This window comes from Bacillus cereus group sp. BfR-BA-01381 (genome assembly GCF_022663555.1).
GTDB classification, from domain to species: Bacteria; Bacillota; Bacilli; order Bacillales; family Bacillaceae_G; genus Bacillus_A; species Bacillus_A pacificus.
The window spans coordinates 64403-83601 of sequence record NZ_JAKUFR010000014.1; the positions used below are offsets into that span (position 1 = coordinate 64403).

Genomic DNA, 19199 nt, shown 5'->3' on the forward strand with positions numbered 1-19199 from the left:
ATTTTTTACACTGCTGACTGTAAAGAAGAAACAAGTTGATTTAAAAACTCATCCCCAGTCATAACCGCTTTTCCGCCGCCGCGTGCACTCTTTTTATTTCCGCCGCCTTTTCCTTCGATTGTAGGAAGTGCCTCTTTTAAAAGAGCATTCATATCGAGCGTGACTGTTTTTCCGCAAGCGAGGATGCATTGTAGTTTGTCATCATTTTCAATGACAAAGTATGCAATGGCGTGCTCTTGTTGTTCTGTAATAATAGCAGAAAGCTTTGCGACTTCTTGCATAGAACGATTTGTAAAAATTTTAGAAATAAGTATGCCAGCATGTATTTCGGCAGGGTGTTGAAGTAGTTCATTTGCCTCTGCATATAATAATTTTTCAGTCATTGTTTGTATTGTTTTTTCGTTTTCTTTTTGAGAAGCAAGCAGTTGTGCTACTTTTGCTGGAATATCACTTTCGCTACTGTTTAATTGTTTGGAAACATCCTTCATAATTTGTTGCTGTTGCCCCACAAGTTTTAGTGTGCGCCAGCCAGCGATAAACGTTAGTCGTATGCCACCTTTATTGCGTTCCCAGCTAAGAACTTGAATAGGACCTACTTCACCAGTACGTTTCGGGTGTGTTCCGCCACAGCCGTTATAATCAAAGTTTTCGATCATAACAACGCGTATATTTTCAGTCATAATCGGTTCTTTACGAAGGGGTAACGTTTTCGCTTCTTCTAAGTTCATCCACTCTATACGGATTGGATGGTTTTCAAAAACTATATTGTTTGCAATTTGTACTGCTTTTTCAACTGTTTCTGTATGCAGATTTTCTGTTTCTAAATCAATTGTTACCGTTTCTCTACCAAGATGGAATCCAATCGTAGGTATGTTAAAATGATCCCAAAAAGCAGCAGATAAAATGTGTTGAGCTGCATGTTGTTGCATATGATCAAAACGACGCTCCCAATTAATTTTACCTTCTACTTCTTCTGTATGTAATTGTTCTGTAATGAAGTGGCGGATTTCTTCATTGACTTCTTCAACATCGAGTACAGCAATACCATTTAAAGTTCCAGTGTCATGTGGTTGTCCGCCGCCTGTCGGATAAAATGCCGTTTCGTTTAAAACAACGTATAAGTTACCGTCTTTATCATAATCTTGCTTTATAACTTTTGTAGTAAAGTCTTGTTTATAAGCGTCAGTGTAATATAATTTTTGCTCCAATTTTCTTTCCCCTTTCGTGTTCACTAGTTTCATTGTAAAGCAATCGAAATTAGTTTCCTAATATTTCAGAAGAAAGAAGCTTTTTTTAGAATTTTCTTGCTATAATAAGAAAAAGAAAATGCGGGGGTGGAATGAATATGTTATATGAAAATGGCGTAGATAAACTGCTTAGTTTAAGCAAAAATATTTCTGAATTGTATCGAGAATTAAATGAAATGACCCGGATTTTAACGGATTGTAATCGAGAAAGTGTGAAGTTTGATCGGTTATATGTAAAAGAGGTACTGTGGAAGAAAGAAGATGTAATCGAGAAATATGACCAGCTGCTTGTGCAACTTTGTATAAATGAATGCTTTGATCTAAAAAGTGTTATTACAGGAGAATATAAGTATACATATGAAGAAGTAGAAAACATCGTTTTACAATTTAATGAAAAGTATAATGTAGCAATTTTAATTAAAGATGTTTGTAAAGAATTACAGTTTACATATGGCATAGATATGGATATAACGAGAACAGCTCGGGTATCAACAACTCAAGTATAAAAAGGGAAAAGAGAGCAGATCCTTTGCTTTCTTTTTTTATGTGATAACAGGGAGAGTAGGTTTTTAAGATGAAGGGGAAGTTACAAAATATTCATCCGTTAGGAATGACAATTATAATAGGGACTTTATTTGCGAGGTTCGCCACGTCAATGAGTATCCCTTTTTTAGCGATTTATTTAACGACTGTTAAAGGTGTATCAGCTGGAATGACTGGTGCTATTATTGGAACGAGTGCACTTGTTGGTGTTTTTGCTAGTTTTATCGGAGGGAATTTATCAGATCGATTTGGCCGGAAAATGATTATGCTCTGGTCCATGATTGTTTGGATGTTTGTGTTTATAGGTTTTTCACTTGCAGATCATGTTTTAAGTTTCTTTTTATTAAACGCTTTAAATGGATTATGTAGGTCGTTTTTTGAGCCAACATCAAGAGCGTTATTATCAGATTTAACAAAGCCTGAGTATCGGTTACTCGTCTATAACTTGCGATATGGTGCAATAAATGTTGGAGTTGCAATTGGACCAATTGTTGGACTACAGATTGGAAGTGCAAAATCAACAATTCCTTTTTTAGTAGCGGCTGGGGTATATATTCTATATACAGCTATACTAGCGTTCCAATTTAAGAAGTATCCAATGGAAAAAAAGAAAGTGAGTACAGAAAAACCTGTTACAGTGCTAAATGCAATGCGTATATTGCGAAAAGATATAGTATTTTTAGTTGCTTTAGTCGGTATTATTTTGAGTAATTGTGGTTTTTCACATTTGATGACGACAGTATCTCAATATTTTGCAAATGCACATATATTCCAGGATGGAGTGAAGCTATTCTCATATATGCTCGCTTTAAATGCAGTTGTTGTAGTGATTATTCAATACCCTGTTATTCAAATGTGTAAAAAGTATACACCGTTAACATCAATTATGTTTGGAACTTTATTTGTGAGTGGAGGATTATTTGGCTTTGGAATAGTAGAATCCATGCTAGGTGCTGCCGTTTGTACAATTATTTTTACAATTGGAGAAGTCTTAATGTTTTCGATGACGGATGTATTTATTGATGATATTGCTGTTGCGCATCTAAAAGGAACATACTTCGGGGCGATGGGATTTTCGGGAATTGGAGCAGTAATTGGTCCGTGGTTTGGGGGCGTACTTCTCGATTATTACGGGTACCAAAATGGGTTTGTAGTATTTTCAGCGCTAGCTATATTTTCAACTGTAGCGTTTCCAGTGCTGTTAGTTACGAAAAGTTTATTGAAAAAAAGATATGATGGAAATTCTAATATGGAAGTACATGCGAAATAAAATAAGCCCCAGTAGACGACTGGGGCTTACTTTTGTATTCATCCCGCTATTTGCGGGCAGTAAAACTCCCATTGATTAAAGTTTCACTTTATTTTAATTCTCAATTTGAAAAAGAACTTTTTCCTCATGTTTATGAGCAACTTCATTTTTGGAAATATGAATGGCTAAATATCCATTCTCTAAGCAGGCTAGCATCTTCTTATAAATAATATTATCGGGTAAAGGAATGATTCTCTGCAAAGAAATATTTTTATGAAGTATGCAAATGTTTAGGCCTGTCTTCATCTTTTTAATGACTACATTTTGTTCTTTTACATTTGGTACATCTGTTTCCAAAATGTATTCTTGTTCCGTTTCACAAAGGTCAATATGAATTTGATTTGGGAAACTAAAGTTGCTACAAGAATCAGAACAAAACTGATCCATCCATTCTTCGAAACCATCAACATGAAAAAGACAATCCTTCTTTTTCTTGCCCATGTAAGACACCCTCCGTAAAATCTCAATTCATACTATGTTATGCATGAATGAAGTAGGGGTGAAGAATAAATGGAAAAATATAAACATTGTATGTGGAAAAGGTAGCTAGTGTGCATTTTTTATTTTACATATCATGATGTGCATGATGTTTTTGGCGTGAATGGTTACGGTTTTTTACTTTATGAGATCCGCTTAATGGTTCGGGTTGTCCTTTTTTTTCTTTCGCTTCACGATTGTTTTTGCCCATTGTTTGTGACACCTCCTCTTTCTTTTTAGAATGAGAGAAGTTTGCAAATTTATACGAGAATGTTTTTAGAAAAAAAGGTAAAGATAAGTGGGACTAACTATTATGGAAAGGGGATTGTATAATGCCATATCATAAAGATAAGCAACAAGCTTTTCAAGCAGCGCAGCAAGGCGTTACACAAGCAGAAAATGCATTTAACAACATTGTGAAAAATGATCCAAACTACGGTCATGATTTAAAAGAATTACGCCAAGAGGTTCAGGAAGCATATGAACAGATTCAAAATGCACTAGAAGTAGCTTCGGAAACACAACGCCCACAACTTGAGCAATATGAAAATAATCTCCAAAACATTATGCGAAATGTAGATCAATTAGAAAAGTAAATGAGATTGTTGGTATTCGACAACCTCTTACTTTAATGAATATTATGCTAAAACAGAAAGTTTTTTTAGTAATTTTTTCTTTACTATGCGCAGTACATATATTTCAAGTGGAAAAAGTGGAAGCGAAAATGTTGCTCAGAAAAGAGCTAGAACCAACTGGCTATGTAACGTGGGAAGTACCTAATAATGAAAAGATTATTGCCATTACATTTGATGATGGACCAGATCCAACTTATACAACACAAGTTTTACATTTATTACGTCAATATAAAGCGGAAGCAACATTTTTTATGATCGGATTTCGAGTGCAGCGCAATCCATATTTAGTAAAACAAGTGTTGAAAGAGGGACATGAAATTGGAAATCATACGATGAATCATTTATATGCGAATAGTTCATCAGATGAAAAATTAAAAAAAGATATTTTAGATGGAAAGAAATATTTTGAAAAATGGGTAAAAGAACCTTTGTTATTCCGTCCACCTGGTGGATATATTAACGATGCTGTATTTAAAACAGCGAAAGAAGCTGGGTATCAAACTGTACTATGGTCATGGCACCAAGACCCACGTGATTGGGCAAATCCAGGTGTTGAATCCATTGTAAATCATGTAGTGAAAAATGCTAAAAGTGGAGATATTGTATTGTTACATGATGGAGGAAATGATCGTAGTCAAACAGTAGCAGCGCTAGCAAAAATTTTACCGGAGCTTCAAAAGCAAGGCTATCGATTCGTAAAGGTTTCGGAATTGTTACGTTATAAACATTAGAAAAAATCCCAAAAGGTGAATGTTCCTTTTGGGATTTTTCGTTACTGGTTCTTTTTACGTTTCTTATTATTTTGTCGTTCTGCAGGAGTTAAGTTTTCATTTGCAAACTCTTCGTTATAACCAGCACCTTGTCCTTGTGCAGATGCCGCATTCATTCCTGAAATAGTATGATTTGCTTTTCTTTTACCCATTTTATTTCACCTCTATAACTTTTTTTGTAAGTTGAATGATGAGCAGTTCATAGTATGTATGAACTGTAAGTAAAGCGCTAATAGAGCACTTTACTTTATGGTAATAGTATTCATAAGGAGCATGAACACTATTCAAATTTAGAAACATAAAGAAAACTTATGATAATCTATAAGTTTCTTATTATTTACTTATTTAGAAAGTTGTAATAAGATATTATCGTAAGGTATTGAAAAGTTTGTCTACATTTTATATTCAGACAACTTAGTCACGTTTAACAGGGGGGAAACATAATGGTCAAACATAATCCATTTCAATCACGCGCAACTTTTGAAGTAGATGGAAAAACGTATCATTATTATGATTTGAAAGCGCTTGAAAACGCAGGGGTTGGCAACGTATCTCAATTACCATATTCCGTGAAAGTTTTACTTGAATCAGTACTTCGTCAAGTAGACGGACGTGTAATTACAGAAGAGCATGTTACAAATTTAGCGAAATGGGGAACGAAAGATGTGCAAGATATCGATGTTCCATTTAAACCATCTCGTGTAATTTTACAAGATTTCACTGGTGTTCCAGCTGTTGTTGATTTGGCTTCGCTTCGTAAAGCAATGGCAGACATGGGTGGGGATCCTGATAAAATTAATCCGGAAATTACTGTAGACCTTGTAATTGATCACTCTGTACAGGTTGATAGAGCGGGTACGGCAGACGCGCTTGCATTCAACATGGACTTAGAGTTTAAACGTAATGAAGAACGTTATAAATTTTTAAGCTGGGCACAAAAATCATTTGATAACTATCGTGCAGTTCCACCAGCTACAGGTATTGTACACCAAGTAAACCTTGAATATTTAGCACCAGTTGTTCACGCTGTGAAAAATGCTGAAGGTGACTTAATTGCATACCCAGATTCATTAGTTGGAACAGACTCACATACAACAATGATTAACGGTATCGGCGTTCTTGGTTGGGGCGTTGGTGGTATTGAAGCAGAAGCAGGAATGCTTGGACAGCCTTCATACTTCCCAGTACCTGAAGTAATCGGTGTGAAATTAACTGGTACACTTCCAAGTGGTACTACAGCAACTGACGTTGCATTAAAAGTAACGCAAGTATTACGTCAAAAAGGTGTAGTTGGTAAATTCGTTGAGTTCTTCGGTAATGGACTAAAGAGCATGCCTTTAGCTGACCGTGCAACAATTTCAAACATGGCACCAGAATACGGCGCAACTTGTGGATTCTTCCCAATCGATGATATTTCATTAGAATACTTACGTTTAACAGGAAGAGATGAAGAGCAAATTCGAGTTGTTGAAGAATACTGTAAAGCAAACGGTTTATTCTATACAGCAGACAGCAAAGATCCAATTTACACTGATCTTGTTGAAATTGATTTAAATACAATTGAATCTAACCTTTCTGGACCGAAACGCCCACAAGATTTAATTCCACTTTCAGATATGAAAGATGCGTTCCACAAAGCTGTTGTAGCACCAGTTGGAACACAAGGACTTGGATTTAATGAGCAAGAGTTCGATAAAGAAGTGAAGGTTACATTAGAAGATAAAGAAGTAACGATGAAAACAGGTGCAATTGCAATCGCTGCAATTACAAGCTGTACAAATACATCAAACCCATACGTATTAATTGGAGCAGGTTTAGTTGCGAAAAAAGCAATTGAAAAAGGACTTGTAGTACCTGAGTACGTAAAAACATCATTAGCACCAGGATCTAAAGTTGTTACAGAGTACTTAGATAAGTCTGGTTTAACAACATATTTAGATCAATTAGGTTTCCAAACAGTTGGTTACGGCTGTACGACTTGTATCGGTAACTCTGGTCCATTAGCGCCAGAATTAGAAGAAGCAATCGCAGCAAACGACTTATTAGTAACATCTGTTTTATCTGGTAACCGTAACTTTGAAGGTCGTATTCATCCACTTGTAAAAGCGAACTACTTAGCATCACCACCACTTGTTGTGGCATATGCACTTGCAGGTACTGTTGATATTGACCTGAAAAATGATGAAATCGGTAAAGATGCAAATGGCAATGCTGTTTACTTCAACGATATTTGGCCATCAGCTAAAGAAATTGAAGATGTAGTTCAAAGCGTTGTTACATCTGAACTGTTCAAAAAAGAATATGCACAAGTATTTAATAGCAATGAGCGTTGGAATGAAATCCAAACTTCAAACGAAGCTTTATATACTTGGGATAATGATTCAACATACATTCAAAATCCACCATTCTTTGAAGGTTTATCTAAAGAGCCAGGTGAAGTTGAAACGTTATCAGGCTTACGCGTAGTTGGTAAATTTGGTGACTCTGTAACGACAGACCATATTTCACCAGCAGGTTCAATCGGTAAGCATACACCAGCTGGACGCTACTTATTAGAAAACGGCGTACAACCAGTTGACTTTAACTCTTACGGTTCTCGTCGTGGTAACCATGAAGTGATGATGCGTGGTACATTCGCGAACATCCGTATTAAAAACCAAATTGCACCAGGAACAGAAGGCGGATATACAACATACTGGCCAACTGGTGAAGTAACATCAATCTATGATGCTGCTATGAAATATAAAGAAGACGGCACAGGCCTTCTAGTTGTTGCAGGTAAAGATTACGGTATGGGAAGTTCTCGTGACTGGGCTGCAAAAGGTACAAACTTATTGGGTATTAAAGCAGTAATCGCAGAAAGTTTCGAGCGTATTCACCGCAGTAACTTAGTGTTAATGGGCGTATTACCACTTCAATTTAAAGATGGCGAAAGTGCTGAAACATTAGGTCTTGTTGGTAACGAGTCATTTGAAATTCAAATTGACAAAACAGTTAGACCGCGCGATCTTGTAAAAGTAGTTGCAACTGATGCAGATGGCAACGAAAAACAATTTGAAGTAGTAGCTCGTTTCGATAGTGAAGTAGAAATTGACTACTACCGTCACGGTGGTATTCTGCAAATGGTTCTTCGTGAGAAAATCGAAGAGTCTAAAGTGTCGAACTAAATAATTAAAATGAACGATAAGGAAGCTAACAACTGTTAGCTTCCTTATTTTATCCGACTTTAATGGGCAGTAAGACCCCCACCTCAAAATGCAGCGAAAGCAAAGAAGTTAGGTGGGGGATCAACTGTCCATAAAAGTCCGATTGGTTCAACTAATAATCAGTGGGGATGAAGAAAACCCCCACTGATTAAAGTTTCACTTTATGGAAAGGGATGAAACCATTTGGTTTCATCCCTTTCTTTTTACTATAAACAATGGAGGAAACGTCATGAAAGAATATAAAAGAATTTTGTTACCGTTACAGAAAGAAAAAATATTAGTAATAGCAGCTGTATGCAGTGGGCTTTTTGCAGCTATTTTAAATCTCTCCCGTCCACTATTCATGGGACTAATTGTAGATAACCTGATTCAACGAGAGCTGAAAGGAGCGTATCTTTACATTACTTTGTTTACAGCAAGTCGCTTGTTGATGTGGATAAACAATCTTTCATTTGATTATGTAAGCTCCAAAGCAAGTCAGCGAATACTACGAGAGAAGCGTATAGATGTATTACGTCATTTTTTCTTATTACCGTTTGAAGAGAGTGAGAAAATTAAACAAGGAGAGTTAGAGACGTTAGTTGTGTCTGATATTCCAAACTGGGTCAGATTATATGGTTCTATATTAATAGAATATATACACGCCATTGCGCAATTTGTAGGTGCGTTCATAGCACTACAACATATAGATATACAATTTATATTGTGGGTAACTCCGTTTTTATTTTTAAGTGCAACGGTTCCGATATTGATGGGGAAAAAGGTAAGAAATATTGCAAGTATTGCTCAAAACAATCAGTCAACTGTTGTAGAGATGGTGTCACAGTTTGTAAAAGGAGTACAAGATTTGCGTAGTTTACAAAAAGAAAAATGGGCCATTCGCTTATTTAAGAGAGTAACAGCACAATCTTATAAAACAGAAGTAAAGAAGACGATGATGCAACATTGCATTGGGGTAGTTGGAACGGTGATGGAAACAGGAGCATATATCGTTGTTCTCATTATAGGTGTGCAAAAAATAATGAAGGGGGAAATAGAAGTTGGTTCACTTGTTGCAGTGTTAGCGACAATTGAAATGCTCTTTTTCCCTGTCCGTTATGTGGGCGATTTATTAATGATGACACAAGTTGCAATTGCTTCGGCAAATAGAGTTTTTTCCTTTTTAGATAAACGAGTGGCAAATAGTAATGTAGAAAGAGCGATGGGGATGACGTTAACAAATGTTTCATTTCAGGAGAATGATGAAGAGAAATGCAGAATTTATAATATTGATTTGCAAATTAAACCTGGTGAACTCGTTATTATTGTGGGAGAAAGTGGTGCAGGAAAAACAACGCTTTTAAAATTAATGACAGGATTGTATAAACCATCTAACGGTAGCGTTGCTTATTATGGAAATGAGGCTCGATTGACTACAGTTTGGCAAGAACCTCGTTTTTTTCGGACGACAGTAGAAGAGAATATATATTTCGAGGAAGAGAGGATAGAAAACGAGTTCGAAAAAAATGCTGGACTTGTAAATGTAACGCCGATTGTTAGGGGGTTATCTGAAGGTCTTCAAACTGTACTACATAAAAGCGGTGAAGAGTTTTCAGGAGGAGAAAGAAAACGCCTTGCATTATTGCGAGCAATTGTTTCAAATCCAAATCTTATTATTTTAGATGAACCGACTGCCGGATTAGATCCGAGCAATCAAGAAATTGTTTGGGATATGATAGAAGGGCTGGGAGGCGAGGTCACGAGAATTGTGGCGACACATGATGTAGAGAAAGTAATACTAGCAAATCGCGTTGTCATCATGAAAGAAGGAAGTATTGTAGCATGTGGAAGTCCTGAAAAATTAATAAATAGTCATTCATTTTTTAAGAGATGTGAATAAAGATAAGAACAATGCTCTTATCTTTATTCAGCGTCATTTATTTGATACTCGATAGATTCTGAATGATTCAGATCGACGTTAAAAGTAGCTGTCATAAGGAAAGTTGCAATTCCAAGAATTAAGAAAAGGACGAATGAGACTAGAGAAACGTAGAGACAAATACGTCCTACTTTCTTTTTTTCAAGATCGTTACTAAAGAGTGAAATGATCCATGTAATAATACCGATTGGGTATAAAAGAAAACTAAGAATATATAATGTTATTTTTTCGAATGAATTCATAAAAAATCCCCCTTTTGTTGAAGTTTATATAACTACGAAAGTAAAAAGGTGAATAGGTCCATAAGAAAATAAACAACACTGCATTTATTTTTCTAATTATATGATAAAAAGGAAAAAAATGCACTTTAAATAAGAATATTCTAATTATTTTGACTGTGAATATTTCCAAGCTTGTCCGTATAAGCTAAAATAAGGTATATAGTATTTTGATAAATATGTTAAAAGAAGATAAATACGTTAGGGTGATATAAAATGTGGCGGAAGCTTACGATTATTGTAGTGTTACTTTGTTTAGCGGGATATGCAGCTTATGAACAGTTTGGTAAAAACGATCAGGTAGTACAAGGGGAGCAAACAAAAAGTGAAGCTGCTATGAAAGAAATGATTGCAAGTAATGGTATTGAAATAGGGAAGAGTGCGCCAGACTTTGAATTAACGAAGTTAGATGGAACGAATGTAAAGTTATCAGATTTAAAAGGAAAGAAAGTGATTTTAAACTTTTGGGCAACGTGGTGTGGGCCTTGCCAGCAAGAAATGCCAGATATGGAGGCTTTCTATAAAGAACATAAAGAAAATGTAGAAATTTTAGCAATAAATTATACGCCTTCAGAAAAAGGCGGGGGGATAGAAAAGGTAAGTAATTTTGCTAAGGAAAAAGGGATTACTTTTCCTATTTTATTGGATAAGAACATTGATGTAACAACAGCTTATAAAGTCATTACGATCCCAACTTCGTATTTTATAGATACGAAAGGTGTCATTCAAGATAAGTTTATTGGGCCGATGACGCAAAAAGAGATGGAGAAACGGATTGCCAAATTAAAATAACAGTGAAAAGGTAGAGATGAAATCTAATCATTTCTGCCTTTTCTTTTTCACGTAGTGATAACTGCATGGTATGATAAAAGAAATATAAACGTTGAAAGATAAAGGAGTGTATTTGGAGTGGGGAATATATCCTTACCGTTAGATTATGTTGTAATTGACTTTGAAACAACAGGATTTAATCCTTATAATGATAAGATCATTCAAGTGGCAGCAGTGAAATATCGTAATCATGAACTAGTAGATCAATTTGTTTCCTATGTGAATCCGGAGCGTCCAATTCCGGACCGAATAACGAGTTTAACAGGTATTACAAATTATCGTGTTTCGGATGCACCGACGATTGAAGAAGTGTTACCTTTATTTTTAGCATTTTTACATACAAATGTAATTGTCGCTCATAATGCATCTTTTGATATGCGCTTTTTGAAAAGTAATGTGAATATGCTTGATTTACCGGAACCACAAAATAAAGTGATTGATACTGTGTTTCTAGCAAAGAAATATATGAAGCACGCGCCTAATCATAAACTTGAAACGTTAAAGCGCATGCTTGGCATTCGTTTGAGCTCTCATAATGCATTTGATGATTGTATTACTTGTGCAACTGTTTATCAAAAATGTGCATCTATTGAAGTAGAGGCAAAAGGGAAATCGAATACGGAAGTACTTGATGAAACAGCAGTATATGAAGCGGTAAAAGAGATACTTGTACGAAATAAACGTGATATTGAATGGATTCGTTGCATGAATGTAGGAAGCTATTTAGATATAAAAGCTTTTTATCCAGTTATGAGATTAAAGGTAAAAGGGCGAAAGAAATACGTATTAACAGACATATTAGAAGATGATGTGAAAGAAATATGTACGAGTTTAAAATGTGAACCTGCGTTAAAAAGTGAAGTTGGTAATACGAGAATTATGCTGAATAGCTTAGAGGATGTTTTGAAATTAGAAGGTTATATTTTAGAACAGTATGATGTCGTACTGCGAGCGCTGCGTGACTATAAACAAAGTGAAATGAATGCAGATGAAAAGTTAAAAGAGTATTTAAATATTATGGTATGAAAAACTCCGTGTACGATTTGTTGTACACGGAGTTTTTTTAGGAGTATTAAAACATAAAATTTTCTTGCAAATCTGATTAAATAGTTTTTCCTTTGCTCATACTATGTAATAAGAAAGCGAAGGAGAGAGGGTGAACAGCATGAGAAGAAGTCGCCGTAAATCGTTTGACGAGCTTGTGAAAGAAAATAAACAACAATTATTAAGCGATCGCGATGCAATCGATCGCATTGAAGAGCGTATTGAAAAACGTTATGAAATGAAACTTTTTAAGCAAGCTGAATAATTCTTAACACTAGTACGATACTACTGTTAAGGAGGCGATAGTAATGGGTAATCCGAAAAAGAATTCAAAAGACTTTGCACCGAATCATATTGGAACACAATCAAAAAAAGCTGGTGGCAATAAAGGAAAGCAAATGCAAGACCAAACGGGTAAACAACCGATTGTTGATAACGGTTAAAGAAGGAGAATGTCATCATTCTTCTTTTTGTGACGGATTTTTAATAGTAAAAAAGGGCTGACTTTTGTCAGCCCTTTTTCGTAATTGTAAAGTTTTCAACGAGTAAACGCCAATTTTGTGGAAATGGCAAGCCAATCTTCCAATAACTAATACCGCCAATGCCTTGTTCTTTCATTAAATTGAATTTACTTTGAATAGATCTCGCATCTTCAAACCAAACTTCGTGTTGTACACCATTTTCGTCAAAGTAGTTGAAATGTGGAGCTTGAGCTGTGAAATCATAGCGGATAGGAACATTGTATTTACGAGCAAGTGCAACAGCTGCAACAGAGCTAACTGCTTTTGCTGGTGGGTTCCCTTGTTTGAACGGAAGTTTCCAATCGAATCCGTATAAATTTTGCCCCATCATAATTTTTTGAGGAGGCATTTGAGATTTTGCGTATTGAAGTACTTCTTTTACAGGACCGATAGGAGAGATTGCCATCGGTGGTCCGCCCTGCCATCCCCAGTCATATGTCATAATGACGACGAAATCAACAATTTGTCCTTGTGCTTTATAATCGTGAGCTTCGAAAAATTTTCCCTTTTGATTGGAACTTGTTTTCGGTACAAGCGTTGTACTTAATGTGTATCCGTTAGGTAAGCGTGTTTTCACATTTCGTAAAAAACGATTATACGCTTCGCGATCTTCGGGTGCAACACTCTCAAAATCAAAATGAATATCTCGCATACCGTACTTCTCAGCAGTTTGCAAAATATTTGTAATAAATTTGTTTTGGATTGTTGCGTCCCGTAAAATAACGGATGTTAGATCGGCACTGAAATTTCCGTTTTCGATGTTCGTAATAACGAGCATAGGGATGGTATTACCTTGCGTTGCAATATTAGCGATTTTAGCTGTTTCAGTTGGTTCTTTTAACGTACCATCTCTTTTTGCCTCGAAGCTGAAGTAAGCTAAGTATGTTAAAAATGGATTAATAGCACGTGTAGCATTAACTAAACTTTCTTTAATAGGTATAGTGGAAGGTTGTAAATAAGCGATGGATTCTACTGCACGTTTCGTCCCTTTCGGTATATATAATTGCTGTCCAACGTGGAGAATGGATTTTAAAGATAAGTTATTCACTTTAGCTAAACTAGCGAGAGGAACGTTATATGTTTGAGAGATTCGATATAGGCTATCGCCAGGCTGTACATAATAATTATTCCCTTTCGTATTCACGATCAGAGCCTGACCAACAACGAGTGTTTCAGCTGGATTTAATCCATTGTCTTTTACTATCTCGTCAGGTGTTGATCCATATTTTGATGCCAAGCTATATACGCTATCACCGCTACGAACCGTTACAATTTGAATCATGTGCTTGCTCCTTTCGGGAAAAGATTCACTGTTTTTATTTTATTTTTGATTCCGCTGTATTATGATTAAATGTATGCAAGGTAGCAGAAGTGAAAGAAGGCGAATATACATATGTTTGTAGCAGAACATGAAGTTGAAATCCGTTATGCGGAAACAGATCAAATGGGTGTTGTTTACCATTCAAACTATTTGGTGTGGCTTGAATTAGGTCGCACGAAACTTATACAAGATTTAGGGTTTTCATATGTTGAAATGGAGAAAGAGGGAATTATTTCTCCTGTGTTAGACTTGCAAATTTCATATCGTAAAGCGATGCGTTACGGTGAAAAAGCAATTGTGAAAACGTGGGTGGACACTGTGAGCCCGCTTCGCGTTGTATATGGTTATGAAATATATAATGGTGAAGGTGAACTTTGTATTACTGCAAGTACGACAAATATTTGTGCGAAAAAAGAAGGGTTCAGGCCCGTATCATTTAAAAAGTTATATCCAGAGTGGTATGCGAAATATGAGGAAATTAAGAAAAAATAAAAAAGCGTGGCAGATGCCACGTTTTTTTTTATTTTTCATAATTAAATTGCGGGAAATCATCACCGTCGTTAAATGTAACAGATAAATTATGTCCATCGAAGAACCACTCATCATCGCCTTCAATAAAGAAGTTAATACCTTCTTCTTGAGTTTGTACAGCAGGATGTGCAGGATCATCTTTACGAATACCTAAAGAGAGTCCTTTTTGCACAGTACTGCACCCGCCGTATTGTACGAAAAGGCGCAGTGTTTCACCCGATTGTAAGTTTAATTCGTTTTTATACCATTGTGCTGCTTCTTTTGTTACGGAAAGATTCATGTATAGTTCCTCCAAATTATGTTGCTTTTTCTTTAGTATAAAAAATAACGCAAAAAGACGCTATTAATATGCTTCACGTTTTCTTTTTGCGTTATGTGGGTTACGATCTTATTTTTGCTTTTTTGAAAAGTTTGCTTTCGGTTCAGTTTTATTTATAATTCGTCCAATATTTGCACGGTGTTTATAAATAACCATACCTGCTAATAAACACATCGCAATAATGAAGATTTTATCCCCGCTAACAATTGATGCAATAACGGCAACAACAGCTGTTACCATAGAAGAAAGTGATACGTATCTTGTTGTAAATAAAAGGCTGAAAAAGACAACAGCTAATATTGCAAAAACAACTGGTGAGTAGCATAATAGCACGCCAGCAGAAGTTGCAACTGCTTTACCACCACGGAACTTCGCGAAAATCGGATACACATGTCCAAGAACAGCTGCTAATCCGAACCATAGTGGATGAACGTCTAACGCGAAAATAATCGGTAGACTCGTTGCTAATGTACCTTTTAAAATGTCAGCAATTGTAACGATAAAACCTGCTTTTTTCCCTAGTGTGCGGAATGTATTTGTTCCGCCTAAATTACCGCTTCCGTGCTCACGAATGTCAATTCCATAACCAATCTTTCCAACGACTAGTGCAAATGGAATCGAGCCAAGTAAGTAGGCAACGATAAATAAAAGATATGTAGTAACCATAAGTTCAGTCTCCTTTATTCAAATGTGTTGATAAAGGGTAAAAAGAGTTTTTCCCGTATATTGTACCATACATTTGTAAAGAGCACATTTCTTTTTTGTAAATGAAAAATTCATTATTTCGTGAAAAAAATTTCACAGTAATGTTACATTTCTCACAGAAACACTAAGACTATATGTAGTAACATTTTAATCAAAAGACAACAACATATTGGTGGAGGGTTATAAATGTTACAAAATAATACACGTGGAGAAGAAGAATTAATGAAAGTGTTTAAGACAATAGTCCACGGAAATGAACAAGATTTAATGCAAGAAAATGCAAATGTAGATGGCCGCTCTCCGATGGGAGTAATGGGAACGTTCGCATCTGAGAGTGCGAAATATTACGCTGTTGAAAATTTATTGTCAGATCAAGTGAAAAAAGCGATAAATGAAAATATATTATATCCACATGATTTAGATTTTTATGCGACAGGAACGACAACTTGTTCACAAATTCCGTTAGCGCAAATGCTTGCGAACGGTTTTCATACCGGACATGGACATATGAGACAACCGCAAGACATTAAAAGTGCATTAGCTCTTTCATCTATTATTTTTCAAGCGAATCAAAATATGCAGCATGGTGGTCAATCGTTTGCACTCTTTGATGTCGATTTAGCTCCATATGTGAGAAAAACAGTAGAGAGACATAAGAAACGATTACAGTCATATCCGCTTACGAAAGAACAAATAGAAGAATTTGCGTGGAAAGAAACAGAAAATGATACGTATCAGGCTTGTGAAGCTTTCATTCATAATTCAAATAGTATGCATAGTAGGGGCGGGGGGCAAGTACCGTTTATTTCTATTAATTATGGAACAGACACATCGAAAGAAGGAAGACTTTTAATTAAACAACTTTTAAAAGCGACACAAGCTGGTCTTGGTAAAGGGGAAACACCAATTTTTCCTATTCAAATTTTTAAAATGAAAAAAGGTGTGAATTTTGAAGAATGCGATCCGAACTATGATTTATTTGAATTAGCGTTAGAGACAACGGCTGAACGATTATTCCCTAACTTTTCATTTTTAGATGCGCCATTTAATGCTGTGCATTATGATGGAAGACCGGAAAGTGAAGTATGTTACATGGGATGTCGTACTCGTGTTATGTCTAACATACATGGAGAAGAAACGGCGATTGGAAGAGGGAATTTATCATTTACGTCCATTAACTTAGTGAAATTAGCACTCATTAGTGGTTCACAAGAAGCGTTTTTTGAAGCGTTAAATTATTACTTAGATGTAGGAATCCAGCAATTATTAGAGAGATTTGAGTATCAATGTACGAAGCGAGCAAGAGATTTTCGATTTTTATATTCACAGGGCGTGTGGCGCGGTGGAGAAAAGTTACAGCCTGAAGATTCTGTAGCATCGATTTTAAAGCAAGGGACGTTAAGTCTTGGTTTTATCGGTCTTGCGGAGTGTTTAGTAGCTTTAACAGGAAAGCATCACGGAGAAGATGAAGAATCATGGAAACTCGGATATGAAATTATTTCCTTTATGAGAGATAGAATGGATAAAGCGACAGAAGAACATGAACTGAATTTCTCAGTCATTGCAACTCCTGCAGAAGGGTTATCAGGGAAGTTTGTGAAAAAGGATAGGGAAGAATTTGGCGTGATTAGCGGTATAACGAACCATAATTATTATACGAATTCATTCCATATCCCAGTTTACTATAACATGCAAGCGATAAATAAAATTCGTTTAGAAGGACCTTTCCATGCTCTATGTAACGGGGGGCACATTACGTATATTGAACTAGACGGAGCAGCTATGCATAACAAGAAGGCGTTAAAACAAATTGTGCAAGCGATGGCAGAGAATGGTGTTGGATACGGTTCAATTAATCATCCTGTTGACCGTTGTAAGTGCTGCAATTATCACGGAGTTATCGGAAATGAATGTCCAAGCTGCGGAAATGAAGATGAGGCCAATATAGAAAGAATTCGCCGCATAACAGGTTATCTTGTAGGAGATATGTCGAAGTGGAATAGTGCGAAACGTAGTGAAGAGATGGATCGGGTGAAGCATAAATGAAAGTGATGAACATCATTCATGATAGTGTAGTAGATGGAGAAGGATTGCGGACAGTCGTGTTTTTTGCGGGCTGTCCGCATCGTTGTTTCGGTTGCCATAATCCGAAATCGTGGAATATTTGTAATGGAACTGAAATGACAGTAGAAGAAATTGTGAAAGAGATTGCAAGTAATCCATTAACTGATGTAACATTTTCAGGTGGGGATCCGTTTTTTCAAGCTGCTGAAGTGAAAAAAGTAGCAAAAGCTGTAAAAGATTTGAAAAAAAATCTATGGATGTATACAGGTTATACGTTAGAAGAGATACAGAGTTCTCAAAATAATGATATGATAGAGTTGTTACATTATGGGGATGTTTTAGTCGATGGAAGATTTGAAATCGAGAAAAAAGATTTAACACTTCCATTTCGCGGAAGCTCCAATCAACGTATTATTCGATTGAAAGAGTAAAAAGGCGGGATAGATGATATGAATAAAACAGTATTACTTGTTGAAGATGAAAGAAGATTACGTGAAATTGTTAGTGATTACTTTCGTAACGAAGGCTTTGAAGTGATCGAAGCAGAAGACGGAAAAAAAGCGCTAGAATTATTTGCAGAGCATGAAATTGATTTAATTATGTTAGATATTATGTTACCAGAAATAGATGGATGGTCTGTTTGTAGACGAATTAGAAAAGAATCAGCAGTACCAATTATTATGCTAACAGCACGTTCGGATGAAGATGATACATTACTAGGGTTCGAATTAGGTGCGGATGAGTATGTAACAAAACCTTTCAGCCCGAAAGTGTTAGTAGCTCGCGCGAAGACATTATTAAAACGTGCGGATGGCGTGGTAGGAGTAGCAGAAGAAAATGCTATGTCTCTAGCTGGAATAGAAGTGAATCGTCTATCTAGAACCGTTTTAGTAGATGGAGAAGAAATTATATTGACACATAAAGAATTTGAACTTCTTGTTTATTTAATGGAGAACAAAGGAATTGTGTTGTCACGTCAACATTTATTAGATCAGTTGTGGGGATATGACTATTACGGTGATGACCGAACGGTTGATACTCATATTAAAAAACTACGAAATAAGCTAGGAGATAAAGCGAAGCATATTGGTACTGTTATTCGAGTTGGTTATAAGTTTGAAGAATAATTGTAACGGATTGTGTACTTTAGCCTAGGGAAATGTCGATTTTATATCCTCTTTGGCAGGTAGAATGTACAAAAAATACATTTCTTGTCTACAATGTTAGATAAGAGTATTTTTTTAATTGGATTTCACGATGAGTTCACAAGAAGGACACAAAACGTGACTATACTGAAAATATGAATTCACCAGAGAGGGGAAGTAAACATGGGATATTACGACGGACCAAATTTAAATGAAGAGCATAGTGAAACGAGAGAAGTGAGAAAATCAGGCAGTAAAAAAGGTTATTTTTTCACAGGTTTAGTCGGAGCTGTAGTTGGGGCTGTCACAATTAGTTTTGCGGCACCATATATGCC

General features: G+C 36.0%; 22 protein-coding genes and 1 pseudogene. 15 read left to right on the forward strand and 8 right to left on the reverse strand.

Annotated elements, in window-relative coordinates:
* Positions 1-5 precede the first annotated feature (5 nt).
* Positions 6-1208: an alanyl-tRNA editing protein gene (locus tag MR079_RS07405; RefSeq protein WP_242293781.1), complete on the reverse strand. Its 1203-nt coding sequence runs from the start codon at positions 1206-1208 to the stop codon at positions 6-8.
* A gap of 137 nt (positions 1209-1345) precedes the next feature.
* On the opposite strand from MR079_RS07405, the gene MR079_RS07410 reads away from it, so the two are divergent.
* Both MR079_RS07410 and MR079_RS07415 read left to right on the forward strand, forming a co-directional pair.
* Entirely contained in the window at positions 1346-1753 is a 408-nt protein-coding gene (locus tag MR079_RS07410) for a hypothetical protein (RefSeq protein ID WP_016718225.1), read from the forward strand.
* A 68-nt stretch (positions 1754-1821) separates the two neighbouring features.
* A complete protein-coding gene (locus tag MR079_RS07415; protein ID WP_242293782.1) occupies positions 1822-3060 on the forward strand; it encodes an MDR family MFS transporter in 1239 nt (412 codons plus the stop codon).
* Positions 3061-3153: 93 nt separating this feature from the next.
* On the opposite strand, the gene MR079_RS07420 is transcribed toward MR079_RS07415, so the two are convergent.
* On the reverse strand, positions 3154-3540 hold the full coding sequence (locus tag MR079_RS07420; protein WP_000516732.1) for an Hsp20/alpha crystallin family protein: 387 nt from the start codon (positions 3538-3540) through the stop codon (positions 3154-3156).
* Positions 3541-3664: 124 nt separating this feature from the next.
* Positions 3665-3787 carry a small acid-soluble spore protein P gene (locus tag MR079_RS07425; protein WP_000517649.1) on the reverse strand — a complete coding sequence of 41 codons (123 nt, stop codon included), beginning with the start codon at positions 3785-3787 and terminating at the stop codon, positions 3665-3667.
* Between the two features lie 121 nt (positions 3788-3908).
* Here MR079_RS07425 and MR079_RS07430 point away from each other — a divergent pair, with 121 nt between their 5' ends.
* Both MR079_RS07430 and pdaB read left to right on the forward strand, forming a co-directional pair.
* Entirely contained in the window at positions 3909-4172 is a 264-nt protein-coding gene (locus MR079_RS07430) for a hypothetical protein (protein WP_001146295.1), read from the forward strand.
* Positions 4173-4216: 44 nt separating this feature from the next.
* A complete protein-coding gene (pdaB, locus tag MR079_RS07435; protein WP_123805654.1) occupies positions 4217-4942 on the forward strand; it encodes a polysaccharide deacetylase family sporulation protein PdaB in 726 nt (241 codons plus the stop codon).
* 41 nt (positions 4943-4983) lie between these two features.
* Here the strand turns inward: pdaB and sspO are convergent, their stop codons facing one another.
* A complete protein-coding gene (sspO, locus tag MR079_RS07440) occupies positions 4984-5133 on the reverse strand; it encodes an acid-soluble spore protein SspO (protein WP_000518052.1) in 150 nt (49 codons plus the stop codon).
* Positions 5134-5424: 291 nt separating this feature from the next.
* Here sspO and acnA point away from each other — a divergent pair, with 291 nt between their 5' ends.
* Together acnA and MR079_RS07450 are read left to right on the forward strand one after the other, a co-directional pair.
* Entirely contained in the window at positions 5425-8148 is a 2724-nt protein-coding gene (acnA, locus tag MR079_RS07445; RefSeq protein ID WP_242293783.1) for an aconitate hydratase AcnA, read from the forward strand.
* A gap of 268 nt (positions 8149-8416) precedes the next feature.
* Positions 8417-10066: an ABC transporter ATP-binding protein gene (locus tag MR079_RS07450; RefSeq protein WP_242293784.1), complete on the forward strand. Its 1650-nt coding sequence runs from the start codon at positions 8417-8419 to the stop codon at positions 10064-10066.
* Between the two features lie 23 nt (positions 10067-10089).
* Here MR079_RS07450 and MR079_RS07455 read toward each other — a convergent pair whose 3' ends face one another.
* A complete protein-coding gene (locus MR079_RS07455; protein ID WP_001083879.1) occupies positions 10090-10347 on the reverse strand; it encodes a hypothetical protein in 258 nt (85 codons plus the stop codon).
* A gap of 252 nt (positions 10348-10599) precedes the next feature.
* Between MR079_RS07455 and MR079_RS07460 the strand changes: the two genes are divergently transcribed.
* The 4 genes from MR079_RS07460 (at position 10600) to sspN (ending at position 12701) form a co-directional block, all read left to right on the forward strand.
* Positions 10600-11175: a TlpA family protein disulfide reductase gene (locus tag MR079_RS07460; RefSeq protein ID WP_139866323.1), complete on the forward strand. Its 576-nt coding sequence runs from the start codon at positions 10600-10602 to the stop codon at positions 11173-11175.
* A gap of 117 nt (positions 11176-11292) precedes the next feature.
* Positions 11293-12240, forward strand: a complete 948-nt coding sequence (locus MR079_RS07465; protein WP_242293785.1) for a 3'-5' exonuclease — start codon at positions 11293-11295, stop codon at positions 12238-12240.
* Positions 12241-12379: 139 nt separating this feature from the next.
* On the forward strand, positions 12380-12523 hold the full coding sequence (locus tag MR079_RS07470) for an FbpB family small basic protein (protein ID WP_001254697.1): 144 nt from the start codon (positions 12380-12382) through the stop codon (positions 12521-12523).
* A gap of 43 nt (positions 12524-12566) precedes the next feature.
* Positions 12567-12701, forward strand: coding sequence for an acid-soluble spore protein SspN (gene sspN / locus MR079_RS07475; protein ID WP_000527987.1), 135 nt, complete (start codon positions 12567-12569; stop codon positions 12699-12701).
* A 67-nt stretch (positions 12702-12768) separates the two neighbouring features.
* Here the strand turns inward: sspN and MR079_RS07480 are convergent, their stop codons facing one another.
* Positions 12769-14061, reverse strand: a complete 1293-nt coding sequence (locus MR079_RS07480) for a glycoside hydrolase family 18 protein (protein ID WP_000614837.1) — start codon at positions 14059-14061, stop codon at positions 12769-12771.
* 111 nt (positions 14062-14172) lie between these two features.
* Between MR079_RS07480 and MR079_RS07485 the strand changes: the two genes are divergently transcribed.
* Positions 14173-14592 carry an acyl-CoA thioesterase gene (locus MR079_RS07485; protein ID WP_000495816.1) on the forward strand — a complete coding sequence of 140 codons (420 nt, stop codon included), beginning with the start codon at positions 14173-14175 and terminating at the stop codon, positions 14590-14592.
* Positions 14593-14620: 28 nt separating this feature from the next.
* Here the strand turns inward: MR079_RS07485 and MR079_RS07490 are convergent, their stop codons facing one another.
* The gene (locus MR079_RS07490; RefSeq protein WP_001054449.1) at positions 14621-14911 is read right to left on the reverse strand and encodes a HesB/YadR/YfhF family protein; all 291 of its coding nucleotides are present in this window, start codon (positions 14909-14911) and stop codon (positions 14621-14623) included.
* Between the two features lie 108 nt (positions 14912-15019).
* Positions 15020-15616, reverse strand: a complete 597-nt coding sequence (gene plsY, locus MR079_RS07495; RefSeq protein ID WP_000258966.1) for a glycerol-3-phosphate 1-O-acyltransferase PlsY — start codon at positions 15614-15616, stop codon at positions 15020-15022.
* Positions 15617-15841: 225 nt separating this feature from the next.
* On the opposite strand from plsY, the gene MR079_RS07500 reads away from it, so the two are divergent.
* From MR079_RS07500 to MR079_RS07515, 4 genes and pseudogenes are all read left to right on the forward strand, one after another.
* The gene (locus MR079_RS07500) at positions 15842-17701 is read left to right on the forward strand and encodes an anaerobic ribonucleoside triphosphate reductase (protein ID WP_139866321.1); all 1860 of its coding nucleotides are present in this window, start codon (positions 15842-15844) and stop codon (positions 17699-17701) included.
* Positions 17698-18150, forward strand: coding sequence for an anaerobic ribonucleoside-triphosphate reductase activating protein (nrdG, locus tag MR079_RS07505; protein WP_000867061.1), 453 nt, complete (start codon positions 17698-17700; stop codon positions 18148-18150). Before MR079_RS07500 ends, nrdG begins: the two co-directional genes overlap by 4 nt.
* A gap of 18 nt (positions 18151-18168) precedes the next feature.
* The gene (locus MR079_RS07510; protein WP_001044683.1) at positions 18169-18846 is read left to right on the forward strand and encodes a response regulator transcription factor; all 678 of its coding nucleotides are present in this window, start codon (positions 18169-18171) and stop codon (positions 18844-18846) included.
* Positions 18847-19047: 201 nt separating this feature from the next.
* Positions 19048-19199: pseudogene (locus tag MR079_RS07515) on the forward strand (serine protease); the annotation flags it as partial.